General features: G+C 61.0%; 14 protein-coding genes. 10 read left to right on the top strand and 4 right to left on the bottom strand.

The features are described from left to right. Window positions 1–4038 (bottom strand): type I polyketide synthase (locus UB31_RS18135; protein ID WP_156175395.1); only part of this gene is annotated, 4038 nt, incomplete at its 3' end. Window positions 4039–4687: 649 nt separating this feature from the next. Here UB31_RS18135 and UB31_RS18130 point away from each other — a divergent pair. The 9 genes from UB31_RS18130 to UB31_RS18095 all read left to right on the top strand — a co-directional run bounded on the left by UB31_RS18130 (window position 4688) and on the right by UB31_RS18095 (window position 17006). Further along, window positions 4688–5512 carry a metallophosphoesterase family protein gene (locus tag UB31_RS18130; RefSeq protein ID WP_045011831.1) on the top strand — a complete coding sequence of 275 codons (825 nt, stop codon included), beginning with the start codon at window positions 4688–4690 and terminating at the stop codon, window positions 5510–5512. Then, window positions 5509–6198, top strand: coding sequence for a 4'-phosphopantetheinyl transferase family protein (locus tag UB31_RS18125; protein WP_045007157.1), 690 nt, complete (start codon window positions 5509–5511; stop codon window positions 6196–6198). The genes UB31_RS18130 and UB31_RS18125 overlap by 4 nt, the downstream gene beginning before the upstream one ends. Window positions 6199–6305: 107 nt before the next feature. Further along, on the top strand, window positions 6306–7004 hold the full coding sequence (locus UB31_RS39910; RefSeq protein ID WP_082078552.1) for a tetratricopeptide repeat protein: 699 nt from the start codon (window positions 6306–6308) through the stop codon (window positions 7002–7004). A 16-nt stretch (window positions 7005–7020) separates the two neighbouring features. Then, window positions 7021–8268: an efflux RND transporter periplasmic adaptor subunit gene (locus UB31_RS18115; RefSeq protein ID WP_050044793.1), complete on the top strand. Its 1248-nt coding sequence runs from the start codon at window positions 7021–7023 to the stop codon at window positions 8266–8268. Window positions 8269–8284: 16 nt separating this feature from the next. Then, entirely contained in the window at window positions 8285–9526 is a 1242-nt protein-coding gene (locus UB31_RS18110; protein ID WP_045011830.1) for an ABC transporter permease, read from the top strand. Beyond that, window positions 9523–10254, top strand: a complete 732-nt coding sequence (locus tag UB31_RS18105) for an ABC transporter ATP-binding protein (RefSeq protein ID WP_045011829.1) — start codon at window positions 9523–9525, stop codon at window positions 10252–10254. The genes UB31_RS18110 and UB31_RS18105 overlap by 4 nt, the downstream gene beginning before the upstream one ends. Before the next feature lie 487 nt (window positions 10255–10741). Continuing rightward, window positions 10742–12922, top strand: coding sequence for an aminodeoxychorismate synthase component I (gene pabB / locus UB31_RS18100; protein ID WP_045011828.1), 2181 nt, complete (start codon window positions 10742–10744; stop codon window positions 12920–12922). Between the two features lie 18 nt (window positions 12923–12940). Then, window positions 12941–13744: an aminotransferase class IV gene (locus UB31_RS40470; RefSeq protein WP_082078549.1), complete on the top strand. Its 804-nt coding sequence runs from the start codon at window positions 12941–12943 to the stop codon at window positions 13742–13744. A gap of 76 nt (window positions 13745–13820) precedes the next feature. After that, on the top strand, window positions 13821–17006 hold the full coding sequence (locus UB31_RS18095) for a CHAT domain-containing tetratricopeptide repeat protein (RefSeq protein ID WP_050044792.1): 3186 nt from the start codon (window positions 13821–13823) through the stop codon (window positions 17004–17006). A 59-nt stretch (window positions 17007–17065) separates the two neighbouring features. Here the strand turns inward: UB31_RS18095 and UB31_RS18090 are convergent, their stop codons facing one another. Further along, complete coding sequence (locus UB31_RS18090; RefSeq protein ID WP_045006927.1) at window positions 17066–17947, bottom strand: outer membrane protein; 882 nt, start codon at window positions 17945–17947, stop codon at window positions 17066–17068. Window positions 17948–18664: 717 nt separating this feature from the next. Continuing rightward, window positions 18665–19582 (bottom strand): alpha/beta fold hydrolase, encoded by a 918-nt coding sequence (locus UB31_RS18085; protein ID WP_045011827.1) that lies wholly within the window; start codon window positions 19580–19582, stop codon window positions 18665–18667. Between UB31_RS18085 and UB31_RS41490 the strand changes: the two genes are divergently transcribed. Then, window positions 19581–19820, top strand: coding sequence for a hypothetical protein (locus UB31_RS41490; protein ID WP_156175394.1), 240 nt, complete (start codon window positions 19581–19583; stop codon window positions 19818–19820). The two genes, UB31_RS18085 and UB31_RS41490, sit on opposite strands and share 2 nt — an antisense overlap. 13 nt (window positions 19821–19833) lie before the next feature. Here UB31_RS41490 and dhaK read toward each other — a convergent pair whose 3' ends face one another. Further along, a complete protein-coding gene (dhaK, locus tag UB31_RS18080; RefSeq protein WP_045011826.1) occupies window positions 19834–20823 on the bottom strand; it encodes a dihydroxyacetone kinase subunit DhaK in 990 nt (329 codons plus the stop codon). Between the last annotated feature and the right edge of the window lies 1 nt (window position 20824).

Below are 20824 nucleotides of genomic sequence, written 5' to 3'. Positions count from 1 at the left end.
CGACAACCGGCCCGTCAACAAAAACCCGTCGCTCTCCGCAAGCGGCGTCGCAGCGCCAAGCAGCGGATGCGACGCATCCGACAGCCCCATCGTCGCGGCGTCCCCACTCGCCTTCTCAGCCTCCAGCCAGTAACGCTGCCGCTGGAACGCATAGGTCGGAAGTGACGCAACAGGTGCCGTCGCACCCGCTCCCGCCGCCTTCGCCCAGTCAACACCAACACCATGAACATGCAGCGCGCCGAGATTGCGTAAAAGCTCCGACATCCCGCCGCCGTCACGGCGCAGCGATCCCACCACCACGCCATGCTCGCCGCTCGCCGCAGACAGCGGCATCGCCAGCACCGGATGCGCGCTCGCTTCCACGAACACGCCGTGCCCGCTGCCGATCAACTCGGCCAGCGCAAGGTCCAGCCGCACCGTCTGCCGCAGGTTCCGGCACCAATAGGATCCGTCCAGTGACGTCCCCTCGCAGCGCGCTCCCGTCACCGTCGAGATCATCGCCACCTCGCCTGCCTGTGGCGCAAGATCCGACAGCAAGCCTTCCAGCTCCGGCAGGATCGGGTCCATCTCCGCGCTGTGCGAGGCGTAGTCCACATTGACCTGCCGGCAGAACACGCCTTCCTGACCAAGACGGCCGACCCAGCGCTCGACCACTTCAGTCGGCCCCGAGACGACCGTCGAGCCCGGCGTGTTCACCACCGCCACCGACAATCCGGACCATTCCGCTGCCTTCAGCCGCTCTTCCACAACTGAAGCCGCAAGCTCCGTCACCGCCATGGCCCCGCGCCCGCTCAGGCCCCTCAACAGCTTGCTGCGCAGCGCCACCACCCGGGCTCCGTCCTCAAGCGACAGGATGCCGGCAACCACGGCGGCTGCGATCTCGCCCTGGCTGTGGCCCACAACCGCCGATGGCTGCAGTCCGAGACTGCGCCACACCGCGGCCAGGCCGACATTCATCGCAAACAGCGAAGGCTGGATCACGTCCACCTGCTCCAGCAGGCAGGCTTCGAGATCCTCATCCCCGCGAAGCACCGACGTCAGCGACCAGTCCGTGTAAGGGGACAACGCCGTCTCACAGGCCGCAATCGCCTGCGCAAACACCGCCGATTCCGCCAGCAGGGCTCGGCCCATCGATGGCCACTGACTGCCCTGTCCGGGGAACACGAACACCACACGACCGCGATCGCGCGCGCTCCCGACCGACACCGCCGCATGCGGGCGACCCTCGGCCAGCGCGTGCAGCGCCTCTGCCACCTCCGACGCATCGCGCACTGAGACCGCCGCACGCGAAGCAAACTGCGTCCGGTGCAATGCCGCCGTCGCAATCACAGAATGGAAGTCCGCATCAGGATGCTGCGACAGCCACTCTCCGTACCGGCCCGTCTGCGCACGGAGTGCGGCCTCGTCACGCCCGGATACCAATAGCGGGATCAAGGGCAGCTCTGCCGTATCCGCTGCGCTGCTCGCAGCAGGCCGCGCCGGCGCCTCCTCGATCACGACATGCGCATTGGTTCCGCTGATGCCGAACGAGGACACGCCGGCACGACGCACACGCGAGGCCTCACGCGGCCATGCGCGCGCCTGCTGCAGCAGCGACAGCCCGCTGCCCTCCCACTCGATCTGGCCGCTCGGATGCTCCGCATGCAGCGTCTTCGGCAGAACCTCGTGCTTGAGCGCAAGCACCATCTTCATCACGCCGAGAACACCGGCCGCCGCCTGCGTGTGACCGAGGTTCGACTTCGACGAGCCCAGCCACAGCGGACGATCTTCGCGACGCGTCGGCCCGAACACCGCGGCCAGTGCGCCCGCCTCGATGGGATCACCGAGGCTGGTCCCGGTCCCGTGTGCCTCCACAACATCGATCTCGTCGGGGCTCAACCCGCTCGCCGACAAGGCCGCACGGATCACCCGCTGCTGGCTCGGACCGTTCGGCGCCGTCAGACCCTGGCTCCGTCCGTCCTGGTTCACTGCAGAACCCCGGATCAACGCCAGGATCTCGTCACCATCACGCTCCGCATCCGACTGACGCTTCAGCACCAGCACGCCGCAGCCTTCACTCCAGCCGGCGCCATCTGCGCCGTCCGAAAAACTCTTGCAACGCCCATCCGGTGCTACGGCGCGCAATCGGCTGAACTCCACAAACACCGACGGCGTGCTCATCACCTGCACACCGCCCGCCAGCGCCAGATCGCACTCGCCCTGCCGCAGCGCCGCGCACGCCAGATGCAGCGCCGACAGCGACGAGGAGCACGCGGTATCGATTGTCATCGCCGGGCCTTGCAGACCCAGCGCATAAGACACTCGCCCGGAGAGCACACTGCTGGCCTGGCCCGTCTCGGCATAGCCATCCATCGACTCGAGAGAGATCCCGCTTTGCCGGTAATCGCTCCGCATCGCGCCGAGATAAACGCCCGTACTCGATTCATTCAGCGCTTCCGGCTGAAGCCCGGCCTTCTCCAGCGCCTCCCACACGACCTCCAGAACCAGCCGCTGCTGCGGATCCATCGACACAGCTTCGCGTGGCGCGATCCCAAAAAAGCCCGCATCGAATTGATCGACGTCGTATAGAAAGCCGCCTTCACGTGCGTAGCTCTTACCCCGCGTCTCCGGATCCGGATCGTACAGCGCATGGCTATCCCAGCGCGCCGGAAACGGTCCGATCGCATCGCGCTCTTCCGCGAGCAGCGTCCAGTAGGCCTCCGAATCCTTTACTTCCCCAGGCGTGCGGCACGACATTGCGACGATTGCGATCGGCTCGTCCTTGGCGCGCGACTGCGTGGGAGCTGTCCCAGCGATCACATCCAGTTCCGGAAAGACTTGGCGCAAAAGCAACGCCGCAATCGCCTCCGGAGTCGGATAATCGAATGCCAGCGTCGTCGGAAGCTTGATCCCCACCCGCACCGACAGGCGGTTGCGCAGCTCGACCGCCATCATGGAGTCCAGCCCAAGTCCCTTCAGCGGCGCATCCGCGGGCACGGACGAGGCATTGGGCAACGCCAAAATCTCCGCGATGTTCTCCTGCACCAGAACCACGAGACGTCCGAGCCGCTCGTTTTCGGGCAACCCGCTCAAGCGATGGCGCAGGGCTGATACGACCGGGCCTCGCGCCGCTGTGCGAGGACGCTCCGAGCTTTCCCGCACATGCAAAGGTGCCGGAGACGGCGCTTGTTCAACGTGATGCTCGAGCACTGGCTCGCCTCCAGCCCGGCGGAGCGTCACACACCCCACCGTTGCGACCGGCTGCCCTTTCTCATTCCACAACAACATTGAGGCCGACCTCTGCTCCGAGCTTTCAGATCCGCTCAGATCAAGGCGTACCCTCAACTCGCTGGCCACGTGTGTGTGAAGCGTCACATCCGACCACGAAACTGGAAACGGTATGCCGCCTTCGGCCGCGGCAAAACCCTCCGCAGCAAACACATGCAACGCAGCATCAAAAAGCGCGGGATGAATCCCGTGCTCCCCGGCGCCTGATATCGTGCCGGCGGGCAGAGCCACTTCCGCATAGATCGTCTCGCCGCAGCGCCAAGCTCCGGTCAGTCCCTGCAATGCCGGCGCGCAATCGGATCCCTGTGCACTCAATCGCGTGTAGAGAGTCGAAATGTCGAGTTGCGCCGTTCCTTCCGGGGCCCGCGCCTCCAGAAGCGGCACAGCCGACTCTTCTTGGCCTCGCTCCTCGGCCCCCGCCAGCACGCCCATCGCATGAAGAATCCAGCCGTCCGCGCCCGAAGCCTCATCCAGACCATGGAGAGAAAAGGCACGATGCCCCTGCGCATCGGCAGCCTGCACCTGAATCTTCACCCGCGATCTGCTCGCGGTCGAAATCATCAGCGGAGCGGCCGGCGTCAGCTCCAACACCCGCGGACTGCCCACGGCAAGCCCCGCCGTCAGGGCCAGTTCCAATAACCCGGTCCCCACCAAGGAGACGCGATCGAAGACCTCGTGATGCGCCGACCAGGGATTTTCCGACAGCGACAGTCGGTAACTGATCAACGCCGAACCGGTTAACAGGTCATACGTTGAGCTGAGATGCTGCATGGCGACCAATCACGTCAAAAACAAGTAAGCTACAACTCATACTGGTATCCAGAAATCGTTGGCCACTAAGCGTGGCCCTTCGACGCGCAGTGCTGGACTTTCAACTTCGTCCCGGCGATTCCTCCCTCACATCCGTTGCAAGCTTCGACGAGACACTAAAATGCTGCTCGATGTCCTCAACCGAACGGATGATGCGCTTGTCAGCGATCGGTCTTACAAATTGAAAACCAAGCACCGCCCCGATTGGGTCACAAGGCGCACGTGAACGTCAAACAATTTTACAAACGAAGTGGAGTCTGCCGACATCAGCAGCAAACTAATACGGCGCAGCGAATACGAATGTGACGAGGGCCACACACTTAGCGTCGAGTTTGGGGTGGTCAGGTTGATGGAACCGCAATTTTGGACCCTCCACACGTGAACCCGCTGCTTCAATGCTTGCGGCCAAAGCTACAACAATATCTGCTTCAGCCCGAACTTTTTTCCATTTCCATGGCGGTCATCATCTCAAGAGCTTTTTCAGCACCCAAATTCCGCCAGGATAGATTTCCACTTTAATGGATTGCCAGTCTAATTATACTTGTTCCCAGCGTCCAGACTGGGCGGATGTCGTTCGATCGGGCGACAAGCGAGGCTGAGAGGAGTCGAGGTGCCGGGATCCCTGTTTGCCACCAGTGATCTTCACGGTTCATTCTCGGAGAACAAACGCATCATCGACGAAATGCACCCGGAATCGAGCGACGATTGGCTGATTGTGGCCGGTGATGTGGACGATACGTTCAGTAAGATAGAGAAGACGCTTTCGCTATTGCGGCGCCGGTATGCGAAGGTGATTTGGACACCCGGCAACCACGATTTGTGGACCCTTCGTGACGACCCCGTCCAGCTCAAAGGCGTGGCCCGCTACCAAGCTCTCGTCCAGATGTGCCGTGACAACGACATTCTGACGCCAGAAGACAAGTATGCGATCTGGCAGGACCAGAGCGGTCCTGTAACTATCGTGCCACTATTCCTGCTCTATGACCATTCCTGGCTCGCGCCCGGGACAACAACAAAGAAGGAGTCTCTCGCGTACGCGCACGAGACCGGGGTGGTCTGCGCCGACGAGGTGCTGCTGCATCCGGCGCCTTATCCGGATCGAGAATCGTGGTGTAGCGCGCGGTTGGAAGACGCCGAACGCCGGTTGCTCGCCCTGGGGCCCGAGGTGACGACGATCCTCGTTGGGCACTGGCCGCTTATCCGCCAGCCGACCCAAGCGCTGCGATTTCCGGAATTCGCGCAATGGTGCGGTACGACCCGCACCGCCGATTGGCATGTTCGCTTTCGTGCCAGCGCCGTTGTCTATGGTCACCTGCACATCCCGCGGACAGCCTACTATGACGGCGTCCGGTTTGAGGAGGTCTCAATCGGTTATCCGCGCGAGTGGAGCAGGCGCAGCAAGCCGCCAATGCCGAGGAAGGTGCTGCCGGCATGATCGAACAGCTCCTGCCCCACGGCGTCGTGGCGGTCGAGACTTTTGAGGATGTACCGGGGCAGCAGAGTTTTCCGGGAGAGGAAGCTCTTGTTGCGAACGCAGTCGAATCCCGTCGCCGCGAGTTTATAACAGCGCGTCGCTGCGCGCGGGACGCACTCGCCAAGCTTGGGTACGCTCCGGTTCCAATCCGCGCAGGTCCGAAACGCGAACCGCTGTGGCCGGCAGGCGTAGTCGGCAGCATAACTCACACCGCCGGGTTCCGGGCTGCCGCAGTTGCCTCCCAAAGCGTGTTTGCGAGCATCGGCATCGATACCGAACAGAACGGCCGTCTGCCTGACGACGTTGAGGAATCGATCACAGTCCCGGGAGAGTCCGGGATGCTAGCTGCGTTGTCGCGCGCATTTCCGACGACGCACTGGGATCGGCTGCTGTTCAGCGCGAAGGAATCCGTCTATAAGGCCTGGTACCCTCTGACTGGCCGCTGGCTCGGCTTCGAAGATGCGCGCTTGGCGATCGACCCGGCAGGCACGTTCGCTGCGAAGTTGCTCGTCGATGGCTCCCGAATTGATAATGGTCCACCGCTTGTTGAGTTGTGCGGTCGTTTTGTAATTGCGAATGGCCTAATTGCGACTGCGGTGACGGTGCCTTCCGATGCTGTGGCACCTTGCTCACGACCCGATCCTTGAACCGTGGTGCCGGTATAGTCGACGCATATGTAGCCGGCGACGCGACGGAACTCGGCGATTGATGTTGAGATGCTTTTCTTGCCTTAGAAATTTTGAGACCATGAGCCATGAAGCGAGCCGTACTAGCGATCATCTGCTACGCCTTGCTGGCAAGCCCCCATTCGGCCAGGGCGGACGCAGTTTTCGACCAGGACATGGCGAGCCGCTATCTACGGGCGGCGCAGTCCGGTGACGACGAAGCTCAGTTCTACCTCGGTGCACTCTATTCGGCCGGCGTCGGCGTGCCGCGGTCCGACCAGGAAGCGTTCCGCTGGTTCAGCCGCGCCGCCAATCAGGGCCATTCGCACGCAATGCTGATCCTTGCCGGCCTCTATGCCACCGGGCGCGGCGTCGAGAAGAGCAATGTCGAGGCCTATAAGTGGGCCTACATCGTCAACGGCGCCTCCCGAGTGGATGAGTTCCGCAACGGCTCCAGCCAGCTCATGGGCGTCCTGGAGAAGCGGATGAACGCGGACGATGTTTACAAGGCCAAGAGCGACGCCGGAAAGTGGCGCGCCGTGGCGACCAGCACGCCCGCCCCGACCGCGCCTCCGGCGGGGGATTACTCACGCACGGCCCCGGTGGTTCCCGCCCCAACAGTGACTAGCGCGGCCCCTGCCCCAGCCGCCACGGCCTCCCCTCCGCAACCGTCCAAGTCCTCCAGCGATGACAATCCGCTGGACGCACTCAGCAAGAACATCTCCAAGGACGACATCGACGACTTCCTCAAGCAGATGCCCGGGCTGCGCAAGAAATTCGGCTATTAGGCAAGAGAGAACCGCGATGAGCATCTTTCGCATATTGGGAATTGCGTTCCTCGCGGCATGCGCCGGCGGCGGCTATTACGGCTACACCAACTATTACAACCTCCAGACGGTCACGACGAGCATTGCGACCATAGCGCCAGTCTCGGAAGCGATCTATGGCACCGGCACAGTCGAGCCCGCTCGCTGGGCCAAGGTCGTGCCGCTGCAGCGGCGGCGCTTGATCGACCTCTGCATCTGCGAGGGGAAGACGGTGAAGGCAGGCCAGGTGCTCGGCCGCCAGGACGACGCCGAAGAGCGCAACGCTCTGAACGAATTGCAGATCTCGAGCCAGCAGGCGGACCGCGACCTCGATCGCGCCACGAAGGACCGTACCAAGGACGACGCCACGCAGAAGGAATATGAGCAGCGCTGGACCCGTGTCCAGGAATACAAGAGCCGTATTGCCGCCCAGCAAACGAGGATCGACCAGCTCGTGCTGCGCGCGCCGCTCGATGGCATGGTACTGCGGCGCGACGGCGAAGTCGGCGAGATCGCGGGCCCCACCGATGTGCTGTTCTGGGTCGGGCCACCGCTGCCGATGCAGGTCGTCGCCGAGGTCAATGAAGAGGAAATCAGCCGCATTGCAGTCGGCCAGAAGGCGCTTCTGCGCAGCGAAGCGTTCCCCGCGCAGGCGTTGCGCGCCAGCGTCTCGCAGATCACGCCGAAGGGCGATCCGACCCGCAAGACCTTCCGCGTGTATCTCTTGCTGCCCAACGATACCCCGCTGCGGATCGGCATGTCGGTGGAAGCCAACATCATCTTCCGTGAGAAGCCATCGGCGACAATCATCCCGGCCGAAGCGGTCTCGGGCGATTTCGTGCAGACCGTCAACAACGGCCGCCTCGAGCGCGTGCCCGTGCGCGTCGGCATCCGCGGCAGCCGTAATGTCGAGGTCATCGGCGATATCTCGCGCGGCATAGCGGTGCTCTCGCCGGCCCGCCCCGACCTCGCCGACGGGACACGGGTCCGCATCGACACGAGCAAGCAGGTGACCTCGCCGCAGGAGACGGAGCCCGCCGCAACGCCGGACCCGGTCCAAAGCAACCAGATCCAGAGCAACCAGATCCAAAACAGCCAGCCGCAGGTCTCAACGACGGTCGCCGCGCTGGCGGCCCCGCCCATCGCCAATCCGGATGATGCGGGGATCTCGTCGGCGCTTTCCGCCCATATCGACTCCGTCGTCAACGACGCCCGGCGCAACGTCGGGAAATTCGCCAATCGCTGATCGGGCACAATCGGAAATGGCCGGCAATCTCCTCGTCAACATCGCCTGGACCCACGTCACGACCAGGGTCCGGCAAACCCTCGTCGGCATGGCGGGCGTGGCGATGGGCGTCGGCTTCACCATCATGATGGCGGGGCTGATGGAAGGTTCCCAGATCGACTTCCTGCGCCAGCTCGTCGACACCATGCCGCATGTGACCGTGCAGGACGAACGACGCGCGGCGCCAGTGCAGCCCGCTGACCGCGAATACGGCGCGGTACAGATGTCGAACGTCGCGAACGTCAACAACCGCCCCGGCATCCGCTATCCGGAATCGATGATGGCCTCACTCCGGTCGTGGCTTCCCGGCGACGTCGCGCCCTCGGTGCGGACCACCGCGATCATCGATCACGGCGGTCGCGTCGGCATCACGCTGATCGGCATCGATCCGCGGCTGGAAGTCAGGGTGTCGAAACTCGCCTCGCAAATGCGGGAAGGCCAGGTCAGCGACCTGCAGCGCGCGCCGAACGCGGTCATCATCGGCGTTGCGCTGGCCGACAAGCTCGCGATCAAGACCGGCGACACCGTCAGTCTGATCGGCGGCCAGGGTACGCAGGTGAGCGCGACGGTCGTCGGCATGTTCCGCTCCGGCCTGAAACGCGTCGACGAGGGACAGATCTACGCGACGCTCGGCACGGCCCAGGTGATGATAGGCCAAAGCGGCATCGTCAACGAACTGCGCGTGCGGCTGAACAACCCCCTCATCGCCGATGTGATCGCAAAACGGGTCGAGGGCCAGATCGGCTACAAATCCGTGTCGTGGCAGGAGGCCAATTCCGACCTGCTCTCAAGCTTCGCGGTCCGCGACTTCATCGTGCTGACGGTGATGGGCGCAATGCTGCTGACGTCGTCCTTTGCGACCTACAACATCATCTCGACCATCACCAACGAGAAGCGCCAGGACATCGCCATCATGAAATCGCTCGGCATGCGCGAGACGGCCGTGCGCAGCATCTTCATCATGGAAGCCGCCATCATCGGCCTTGTCGGAATGATTGCCGGCTGGGCCATCGGCTATGCGCTTTGCTATGGCTGGTCGCAGATCACGATCTACAACACGCTGACCGGAACCAACGTCCCGATCTCGATCTATTATTCGCCACGGCATTACCTCATCGCCGGCGGCATCTCGCTGCTCTGCTGCACGGGCGCGGCGTTCTTCCCCGCGCGCAAGGCGACGCGGGTCCATCCCGTCGAAATCATCCGAGGCGCCTCATGAACGAAATTGCATTGCAGGCGGTTGGACTGGTGCGGCGCATCGAGGGCGCGGTCTCGCACACGCTCGTCAACGGCATCGACCTCGCCGTCAACAAGGGCGAATTCGTCGCCATCACCGGTCCCTCCGGCTCGGGCAAATCGTCGCTGCTCTATCTGCTCGGCCTTCTGGACGCGCCAACCGATGGCGAAGTCATCATCTGCGGCCAGCCGACCTCGAAACTGTCCGAGGATGACCGCGCCCATGTACGGCTGACAAAGTGCGGCTTCGTGTTCCAGTTTCACTTTCTGCTGCCGGAATTCACCTCGCTCGAAAACGTGCTCTTGCCGATGCGCGCCGAGGGCAAGATGAGCGAGAAGGACATGCAGGCGCGCGGGCTCGATCTGCTCGGATCGCTCGGGTTGCAGGATCATGCCCAGAAGCGGCCGAACCAGCTCTCTGGCGGCCAGCGCCAGCGCGTCGCGATCGCGCGTGCACTCTCCAACCGGCCCGAGATCATCGTCGCCGACGAGCCGACCGGCGCGCTCGATACGTCTTCTACCGAACAAGTATTCAGCATCCTGCGCGAGATCGCCGATCAGGGCCGCACCGTCGTAGTCGTGACCCACGATCCCGCGCTCGCCGCCCGCGCCGACCGCCGCTTGCATATCGTGGACGGAAAGATCGCGCAGACGTTCGAGGGCCAGAAGCTCGCGCCGGAGCCGACGGTCGCCGCGCCGACCGATCTCTGACTTACCCGTGCGACCGGCTGCTGACGCTGTCGCTACCCGCTATCGCTGCGAAGCTGCCCGTCGATGGAACCCAAATCGGTCTAGCGCTTGTTGAGTTGCGCGGCCGCTTCATAGTTGCGCACAGCCTCATTGCAACTGAGGTGGCGGCGTCATCCGAACCTTGGCGCCAGTTATTAGACCAAATTATAACCGGCCGACGCGAGCGAAGTCGGCTTTCCATGTCGCGATGCTTATTTAAGCGTCGGCGACAGACGCCGAAATTGCCTCTTTGTTGATCGACATTGCTCTTCTGATGAACATCATTGGACCAGGACTTGGTCGACAATCGAAAACTAGCCAGTGCTTATTCTGCTGAGTATATTCTTGCGGAGAACTATGAGACGTACGTCACATCGCCGGTTAGCATTTTCTATTAAAACAAGAAGAGTGCTCTCGATATCACGACCTTCGTTTTTCAAATGAAAACACTTCATGGTCTGGTGCAGCAATGCGATTGGTGGTCATAGATAACTACGATTCGTTCACCTATAATCTCGTTCATCTCCTCGCTGAAATTTGCCACGAGCCACCGCTCGTCGTGAAGAATGACGAGATTTCCTGGAATGAGCTCAAGCAGAGGCAATTCGATGGAATTGTGATCTCACCAGGACCTGGTCATCCAGAGCAACCGGATGATTTCGGCCTCTGCAGGAACGTTATTGAAGAAGCCGAGGTGCCGCTGCTTGGAGTGTGTCTCGGTCATCAAGGCATAGCCGCGCTATCGGGAGGCAGGGTGGTTCGCGCACCCGCGCCAATGCACGGACGAACTTCGCTCATTCATCACAACGACACCGGACTCTTCAGCGGAATTCCTTCTCCCTTCAGGGGCGCTCGGTACCATTCGCTGGTCGCGCAGCAGCCTGTCCCTTCGTGCTTGGAGGTGACCGCCTGGACAGAGGATGGCCTGATCATGGGGCTTGCCCATCGCGATCGGCCGCAATGGGGGGTTCAATTTCACCCCGAGTCCATCATCACGGAGCACGGCCGGAAACTACTGGAAAATTTCTGTCGGATGATCGACGCGTCAAGAAGTCACTCAAACGGACAGTCATTGAATGGCAAGTCCTTGAATGGCAAGTCGTTGAATGGCGCGCCACCGAACGGCAAATCATTGAACGGCTCCGCACACAGGAAGGAGCTGGCGACATCTCGCAAGCGAACGTTCTGGAAGGAAATTCCGCGCGAGATTGACATGGAGGACGTATTCACGTCGCTCTTTTCCGAATCCCCCCATGCCTATTGGCTTGATAGCAGTCTCGTGGAACAAGGTCGGGCTCGCTGGTCCTATGCAGGCGATGCATCAGGTCCAAACGCGGCCTGCATTCAATATCGATGCTCGGATAAGCGTATCGAAATATCCGACCGCACCGGGAACCACATCAAGCACACTGGAATTTTCGAATATTTGGAACGGATAGAACCCAGTCGCCCGGAACCGGCTCCTCCCTGCCCGTTCGTAGGTGGATACGTCGGATGGTTCGGCTATGAACTTCGGAACGATTCCGGCTCACCGACGGATCGAAGCGCAGCCACGCCGGACGCGATGTTCATCTACTCGGACCGTTTCATCGCGGTCGATCATGTCGAGAAGAAAACTTATGTTTTGGCTATCGATGAACCGTCTAACGCAGATCGGGCGAAAAAGTGGATCGATCACACCATCGCTACGATCGAAAGGGCAGCCCCCCCGGCAATGCCTGAGGTTCGGAACATACCAAATGAGCCCATCAAGTTTTACCTGGACCGCGACAGGGAGACCTATCTATCCGACATCCGTCGATGCCTGGATTTGATAGGACAAGGCGAAACTTATCAGGTCTGCTTGACGAACGAGTTGCATTGCAACTCCGATGTGGACCCGTTGACGCTCTATCGAACCATGAGGAAGGTCAATCCTGCCCCTCACGCTGCGTTTATCAGGTGGCCCGAAGGCGCCGTCCTTAGCGCCTCGCCCGAGCGCTTCCTCGCGATCGACACAAACGGGAGAGTCGAGACCAAGCCGATTAAGGGCACAATCAAACGCGATCCGGATCCTCTCAGGGATGATCAACTCGCGGAGCAATTGAGAACGAGTGAGAAGGATCGCGCAGAAAACGTCATGATCGTGGATCTGTTGCGAAACGATCTCTCGCGAAGCTGCACCCCCGGGAGCGTTCGCGTGCCGAAGCTATTCGATGTGGAATCATATCGCACGGTTCATCAATTGGTCAGTACCGTGACCGGCACGTTGGAGCTTTCTGCCAGTCCAGTTCAATTGATCCGGAATGCATTCCCCGGCGGCTCGATGACCGGCGCGCCCAAGACCCGCACCCTGCGATTTATCGACGAACTGGAAGGGCGAGCCAGAGGCGTATACTCAGGTTCGTTGGGCTGGCTAGGTACCGATGGGGCGGTCGACCTGAGCATCGTGATAAGAACCATCGTTGCGAGCGGAGGACGTCTATCAATGGGCGTCGGAGGCGGCGTCGTAGCTGCCTCAACCGCGGAGGGCGAATTCGACGAGATGCTTCTGAAGGCCGCGGCCTCGATCAAATCCGTCGTCGTGGCACTCACGGGTGGATTTAGTCCGGATCGATACGAGCTTGTAGGTGCGGACGAAGCTGGCGGCTCGCCGACGAATCCAAATTGACCATTGTGAGATCCTCATATGAGCGCCGTCTGGCTTAACGGAGATTTTGTCGATCAGAGTGAAGCTCGTGTGCTTGTCACAGATCGAGGCTTCACTCTGGCTGACGGCATTTTTGAAACGATCAAAGCCGTGGGCTCTACTCCATTTTGGCTGTCTGAACATTTCGCGAGGCTAAAAGCCGGAGCAGGCGAGATTGGTCTGTCGATTCCCTTTAGCGAAACTCGCATCTCCGATGCGATCGATCGACTGCTTGCGGGCGCAACCGTGGATACTCCGGGTGCAATCCGACTGACAGTCACGAGAGGATCAGCGGCAAGAGGGCTCTGGCCGAAGGAAGCTGCTTCACAATCGACTTGCGTTTTGACCGTAGCACCCAGCCCCGCCACGCATCCGCAAGATTTTGTCGTCTGTCGATCCACGCGCCGAAACGAGCACTCTCCTCTCTCAAGGATCAAGTCATTGGGTTACGGAGACAATATTTTGGCCCGAAGGGAGGCAATCGATCGCGGCGCTGATGACGCCATCATGCTCAATACGCAAGGGCATGTGGCGTGTGCAACTGTCGGCAACGTATTCTTCAGGATCGAAGGCGCTTGGGTAACACCGCCGAAAGTCGACGGAATATTGCCCGGATTGGCCCGCAGACGCTTCATTGCAGAACTTGGAGCCACCGAAGCGTCCATTTCCAGCGACACGCTTCGGAAATCGGATGCGGGCTTCGTTTGCAACAGTCTGGGGTTTTCACAGATCAAGAGCATCGATCGGCGTGATTTATCCGGAGATTTGACCGGGATTTCAACCCGGGAAGTCTATTCGCCGTAGCGAATGTGGCCCTCCAGCCGTGGCTGGTTTGCTACGGCGAGAGCGGGCAAGGAGCAAAAGAGTGACGTGTGCACATTTGTTCTTCGCCGACTTACCAGGGCTGTTCAGATCAAGTTGGTGGCGCGGACTGGCTGCCTTTCTGATTGCCGTCGGCGTTGCTCTGGCGCCGGCCGCGGCGCAGAAGATCGATATCGAAGCTGCGCAGAAACGTTTCGCGGCGCTTTATGCAGCCGGCAAATATTCCGAAGCTCTGGCGCAGGCCCAGTCGACCGAGGCCGCAGCCAAGCGCGCCGGCACCAGCAACATCACTTACATCCTGGCACTCAACGACCTCGCGCGCGCTCATCAGGAGTTGGGGCACTACACCGAAGCTGTCGCTATGTTCAAGCAGGTGGTCGATGCCTTGCAAAAGAATCTTCCGCCGTCCGATCCGCGAACCGGGCAAGCTCTCGCCAACCTTGCCACAGTATATCTGCTGCAAGGCAACGGCGTTGAGGCCGAAGGGCTGTACAAGCGGGCTCTCGATATCGCGACAAAGTCGCTCGGACCGGCCGACCCCGCTGTGGTCAGATTGATCGGCAATCTCGGGGATGTCTACACGAGCCAGGCGCGTTACGCGGCGGCGGAAGCGCAGTATCAGCGGGCGCTCGATTTGGCGGAGAAGATTAACGGGCCCAACAGCCTGCAGGTCGCGCTGGTCCTCAACAATCTCACCAAGGTCTACGAGGACCAAAGCCGTTTCGGTGAGGTCGAGACAGCGACCAAGCGGGCGCTTGCAATTCGCGAGCAGCAACTTGGTCTAGACCATCCCGATGTGGCCGCAAGTCTCAACAACTTGGCGCACGTCTATGAGCGAGTAGGCCGCTATGCCGAGGCCGACAGCCTATTTCTGCGCGCCATCGAGATCTGGGAGAAGGCCCTAGGCCCAAATCATCCCCGCCTCGCCACGTCGCTCCTCAACCTGGCGAGCGTATACGCGGACGAAGGCCGGCTCGACGAGGCCGAAGCGCTTTACCAACGCGCTCTCGGCATACGGGAGGCGGTGTTCGGCCCAGACAGTCTCAGCGTGGCAACAATCCTCAACAATCTCGCTGCGATTTATGAATCCGAGGAACGCTACAACCACGTCGAAACATACGCCAAGCGAGCGCTCGCTGTTGTCGAGAAATCGCTCGGCGGAGAAAATCCCGACACTGCAAAAGTGCTCCGCAAGCTCGGCGTCGCCTACGACGGAGAGGGGCGCTACGCCGACGCGGAAGCGCAGTTCAATCGGGCACTTGCCATCTTCACGAAGGCATTCGGACCGAGCCACCGCTTCGTTGCTACGGTTCTGATCAGCCAAGGCCATCTGTTCGAGCATCAGGGCCGCTATGCGGAGGCCGAACAGGCATACAAGCGCGCACTCACGATCAACGAGAAGGCGCGCGGCGTGAACCATCCGGAGGTTGCGAGAGGGCTCAACGATCTCGCCTTGTTGTGCATTTCGCGCGGCAATCCAACTGATGCGATCGCCTATTCTCGCAGGGCAACCGCGGCCATCCTCGCGCACGCTGACGAAGATGTATCGGCGGGGAAATTGTCGGGCAACGGCTCGCACGGCTTGATCGAGCAGCGCGGCGACATTTTTGTAACGCATGTCGCCGGCCTCGCGGCCGCCGTGCGCGCGGGAACCGGTTCCGCCGGGGCACTCGGCCAAGAGGCGTTCGAAGTCGCTCAGTGGGCCATTCAATCATCGGCCGGCGGTGCCCTCCAGCAACTTGGGCCGAGATTTGCTGCGGGCAACGATGCACTTGCCGCGCTGGTGCGCACGAACCAGGACCTATCCAACTATTTGCATGATCGCAACAAGACGCTGGTCGGCGTGCTGTCGAACCCGGATGGGCAGTCGACCACTGCGCAGGCCGACGAAATCCGCAAGACTATCGCCGATGCCGAGAATAAGCTGGCGACCAACTCAGCACAGCTGCAACAGCAATTTCCTGAATTCGCCAAGCTCGCCACGCCGAAGCCCTTGCAGGTCGAGGATGCGCAGAAATTGTTGGGGTCCGACGAGGCCCTCGTTTTTGTTTTGACCGGTGAGAAGGAGAGCTACGTTTTTGCCCTCACGGCCAATGACTTCGACTGGCATACGATCCCCATCGAGGGAGCCGGCCTCGCCGATGAGGTCGAGAAGTTCCGCAAGGGACTGGACGTCGATAAACTTCAAACATTCGACCTCAACCTCGCACACCAATTGTTTGGGCAATTGCTTGGTCCAGTCGACGGGCTTATCAAGAACAAGCGCCAGTTACTTGTCACATCATCGGGGCCGCTGACGGCCCTGCCGTTTCACCTGCTGGTGACGGAAAAGCCGGCGCAATTGTCGTTACAGCTCAATGGCAAAACACCCGAGCAGGATGCCCCCGCCTATCGCGACGCTGCGTGGCTGATCAAGCGCCAGGCGGTCACCGTCCTACCTTCGGTCACGAGCTTGCGGACGCTGCGCTCGTTTGCGCGCAGAGACCTGGACTTGAAGCCGATGGTCGGATTTGGCGACCCGGTTTTCAGCCCCGACCGTGCGCCGGGAGACGCCAGGGGCGCCGTTCACGCGAGGGGCATCGCCAGATCCTACACCGATTATTGGCGGGGCGCCGGTCTCGATCGTTCGGCGCTGGCTTCCGCGCCAAGTCTTCCCGACAGCGCAGATGAACTCAGGGCGGTCGCGTCGGACCTTGGCGCGGCTGCCTCTGATATCCATCTCGGTCGAGACGCGAGTGTGACGACCGTGAAGCACACGCCGCTCGAGAATTATCGCATCGTCTATTTCGCGACGCATGGTCTCGTCGCTGGCGATATCAAGGGCCTTGCCGAGCCGGCGCTGCTTCTCTCTCTGCCCGCCCAACCGAGCCCGGACGATAATGGATTGTTGACGGCAAGCGAGGCCGCACAACTCAAGCTCAATGCTGACTGGGTGGTGCTATCGGCATGCAACACGGCGGCGGGCGAAAAGCCAGGCGCCCAGGCTCTTTCCGGTCTCGCCCGGGCCTTCTTCTATGCGGGAGCGCGAGCTCTTCTGGTGTCGCACTGGCCTGTTGCCTCCGAGGCGGCAACGCGGTTGAGCACGTCGACGTTTGATACGCTCAAAGCGGACCCGACGCTGGGCCGCGCCGAAGCCTTGCGGCGCGCCATGCTTGCCTACCTCGGCGATAGGTCGTCGGCGACCAATGCTCACCCTGCGATCTGGGGGCCGTTCTCACTGGTCGGAGAAGGCGCCAAGCAGTAGACGAAAGGCGCTTGGAACTCAGGCGGCCAACGGCGGAACCCAATTCGCTTGGGCCGCGTTCAGAAGTCGAAACCTAGCCCCACGCGAACCGTGTGGAAGGCCTCGCGCACGTCAATCGTCGCACTGCTGGACGGCGCGCTACAGCCTGTTGGAGCGGCGCAAACGGTGTTCACCCCGACGGTCTTGGTATAGCTACCATAGTCCGTGTAGCGATATTCCACCCTCGCCTTCCATCCTCCCCAAATCGCGGTCTCGATGCCAGCACCGACCGTTCCACCGACTCTGGTGTCGGACCAGTCTGCTCTGGACGTCGCCGTGCTTCCGGCAGTAAGCACAGGCGTCGTGACGAAAAGTACGCCTTGGTACGAAAACGAGCCGCTGATTTGCCCGATCGCCACGCCGGCGGTGCCATAGACGAGCGTCGAAGGAGTCACGAGCCATCCGTAACGAAGCCGAAGCGAGCTGTCCCAGGTCTGCTTGATCGCGCCGTACTTGGTGTCAGACCGATAGTTGGCGCAGCCAGCGTCGAAACAGACGAAGGGCAGCGACACCAGAGCCGTGTTCTCGGCCTTTTTCCACGACCAATCGCCTTCAACACCGACCACGCTATTCCCGAACTGCCAGCGGTATCCAAGAAATGGCCCGATCGTGTAGCTCACCGGATGACCGCCAAACGCGAACTGCGATTCGAAGCAGCTCACGTTGTACGGAAAGGCAGCAGGACAAACATAGGCACCCGGCTCAACGAAGTTATTGTTGACCGAGCTGACGCCATTGGATCCGCCGACCTGGCCGCCGGACCAATTGTTGCTCGCAGTTTGCTGCGTTTGTTGCGGCTCCGCCCTTCGCTTCGGAGCTATCTGCATGTCAGCAGCAAAGGCCGGTTCCACCGCTCCAATCGCGAATACAAAAATGAGTCCCGAAAGAAATCGCTTCTTCATGATGTCGCCCCAACGGTCGGATCATCGAATTCCTTGAATCGATGTTAAGCCTGAACCGCACGAACTGGTATGAAGGAGAGCGCACGCCAGCTCTCGAAGACTTCTTTTGTAAGGTTGTGTTTCTGTCGAGCAACACTCCCGACGTCACGTCGAGATGAAGTGCTCGCGTTTCAACCGTTCGGTTGAGCAAATGTTGGACGACTGTGATGGCTATCACGCTCCGCGATGGAACTTACAGACGAGCCGACGCCAGCAACCAGCTCACAATCTCATCAACAGCGAGGCTTGGCCGAGCATCGGCTACCGGGTTGTGACGTTCATCACCTTGCCGGGACAGGCCCGTGGAAGGCGTAGTCCTCGAGACAATGCCGGACGCCGCGATGCTGGCTGTCTTTTCGGAAGCTTTCCGAAATACGAAAGAGTTTGCGTCATCGCGGATCTGACAGCCGGCTCGACCTGCGCGGCAATGAACCAGCAGACCAGGACAAGCATGCCCAGCTGAATCCATAGGGCCGAGGTGGCATCCAGGCCGGCATCGACCAGGAAGCGAGTGATCGCGGTGCAGGGTGATCTTCGCCGTGAGCATCGCGCAGAACACGAGTCCATAGAACGCGGTCCCCTTTGACACCGCTTTTACCTAACCTGGACCCATCGCTGAGCTTGACCGCCAGCCATGTGCATAACCGCATGTCTTGAAAAACCTGTCGCCCGGATAACTCACGCCGCCTTCGCGCTTGCGCCATGTGCGTGCTTGTCGATGGCGTCGATGATCTCTGGCCAGATCGCCATGGGAAGCGCGTGGCCCATGCCCGGAACGATCATCAGCTTGGCGCCCGGAATGGAGGCCGCGGTATCCTGACCGGCCTCCGGATCAACCAGCGGATCGGCAGTACCGTGGATGACCAGTGTCGGCGCCTTGACCTTGGCCAGCCGTTCCTTGCGGCTTCCCGATGCAAGGACGGCCCGGATCTGCCTATCGACGCCGGCTGGGTTGATCCCGCGATCAAAAACACGTTCGGCGCGGGAACGATCAAGGGCTTCATCCTCGGGAAAGCGGCCTGCCCGGAGAACCTTCCAGTTCCGCTTGAAGCGCGCGACGAATTTTTCGCGGCTCTTGGGTTGCGGCTCCGTCAGCAAGGAGACGGCTTCGTTGCTTGGCTGCGGCAAGTCGGGATCGCCCGTGGTCGACATGATCGAAATCAAGGACCGCACGCGTTCAGGAAAAGTAATTGCGATCTCCTGGGCAATCATGCCGCCCATGGAAGCGCCGACCATATGCGCCGAGCGAATGCCGAGCACGTCCATGAGCGCGATCGTGTCCCGGGCCATATCGCGTAGCGTGTACGGCGCTGCGGGCGGGATGTTCAAAAAACGTACTTTCAGCATTTCCCACAGCGTCAGGCTCTTACCGCCGCTGAGCTTTGACGATTGGCCGGTGTCGCGGTTGTCGAAACGGATGACGCGAAATCCGCGTGCGGCAATCTGCTCGCAGAAGGCGTCGTCCCACTGCACCATCTGGCCGCCAAGCCCCATGATCAGCACCAACGGCTCGGCTCCGGCTTCACCGAAAATTTCGTAACAAATGTCAATGCCATTCGCCTTAGCGACCCGCGGCGGCTTGTGGGCGACTGACATGGCGAAGCTTCTTCAACTGTTTCTAACTCTCTGTAATGCTTCGCGCCGCCGTGTGGTTCCAATTGCGCTCGCCGGGAAAGGAGAAGATCACCTTGCCTTAGTCCAGCGCGCACCCATCCGGCTTTGGGAGCGGCTGGTCTTTCGGCGCGATCATATGCACCGGAAGGTCACCTATGCCGCTGCCGTGCATCAAGGCAGTAGGGAATTGATCGGCATTCGATCTCAACAAAACTCGTAGTCACGAGCCGATATCAGACTCCCCAACGCAGAGCTGCGGTCTGCACCGGAGCATCCCACAATTTCGTCGCGTAGCTATCGAGCACGGATACGGTAATCGAGACGCCGGCCATGTCTAAAGACGTGACATAGGAACCAGTCAGGAAACGCGTCGCCGTGATTCCAGCGCGATCAAGGATCCGCTTGGCGGCATTGACCATCAGATAGAGTTCGATCAAAGGCGTCGCGCCAAACCCATTAACAAGAAGCAACACCTCGCTGCCCCTGCTGGGCACAAGATCCTTCAGAATTGCGCCGACCAACTCGGCGGCAATCGTATCAGCGGAAGCCAACGGCACCCTGCGACGGCCAGGTTCACCATGAATACCAACGCCCATCTCCATCTCATTGTCGGCCAATGTGAAATTTGGCCGTCCAGCCGCGGGCACGGTACACGGCAACAGCGCTACGCCCATCGAGCGCGTACGCTGATTGACCTCGTCGCCGAGGTCCTTGAGCGCAGCAAGGGGCATACCAGTCTCGGCTGCGGCGCCGACCATTTTTTCCACGATCAACGTTCCCGCGACGCCACGACGACCGGTCGTGTAGGTCGACTTCTCGACCGCCACGTCGTCGTTGGTCACCACGGTTGCAACCTCTCGACCGGCCATCTCGGCTGCCATGGTGAAATTCATCACATCGCCCTCGTAGTTCTTGACGATGAACAGCACGCCTGCGCCGGTATCGACGGCCTCCGCGGCCTCGATCATCTGGTCCGGTGTCGGCGAAGTGAAGACCTGGCCGGGGCAGGCTGCGTCAAGCATGCCGAGGCCGACATAGCCCGCATGCAGCGGCTCATGTCCCGAGCCGCCTCCCGAAATCAGCGCGACCTTGCCCGGCTTGAGGGTCCGACGACGCACAAATTTGCGCTCCGGGCCGAGCACAAGGAGATCCGCGTGCGCTGCGGCCAGACCGTCAAGACTTTCTTCGAGCACCGTGTCTGCGCTGTTGATCAGCTTTTTCATG

It is taken from the genome of Bradyrhizobium sp. LTSP849 (assembly GCF_000938255.1).
Taxonomy (GTDB): domain Bacteria; phylum Pseudomonadota; class Alphaproteobacteria; order Rhizobiales; family Xanthobacteraceae; genus Bradyrhizobium.
Note: the sequence above shows the minus strand (reverse complement) of the source record. Positions and strands in the feature narration are given on the sequence as shown.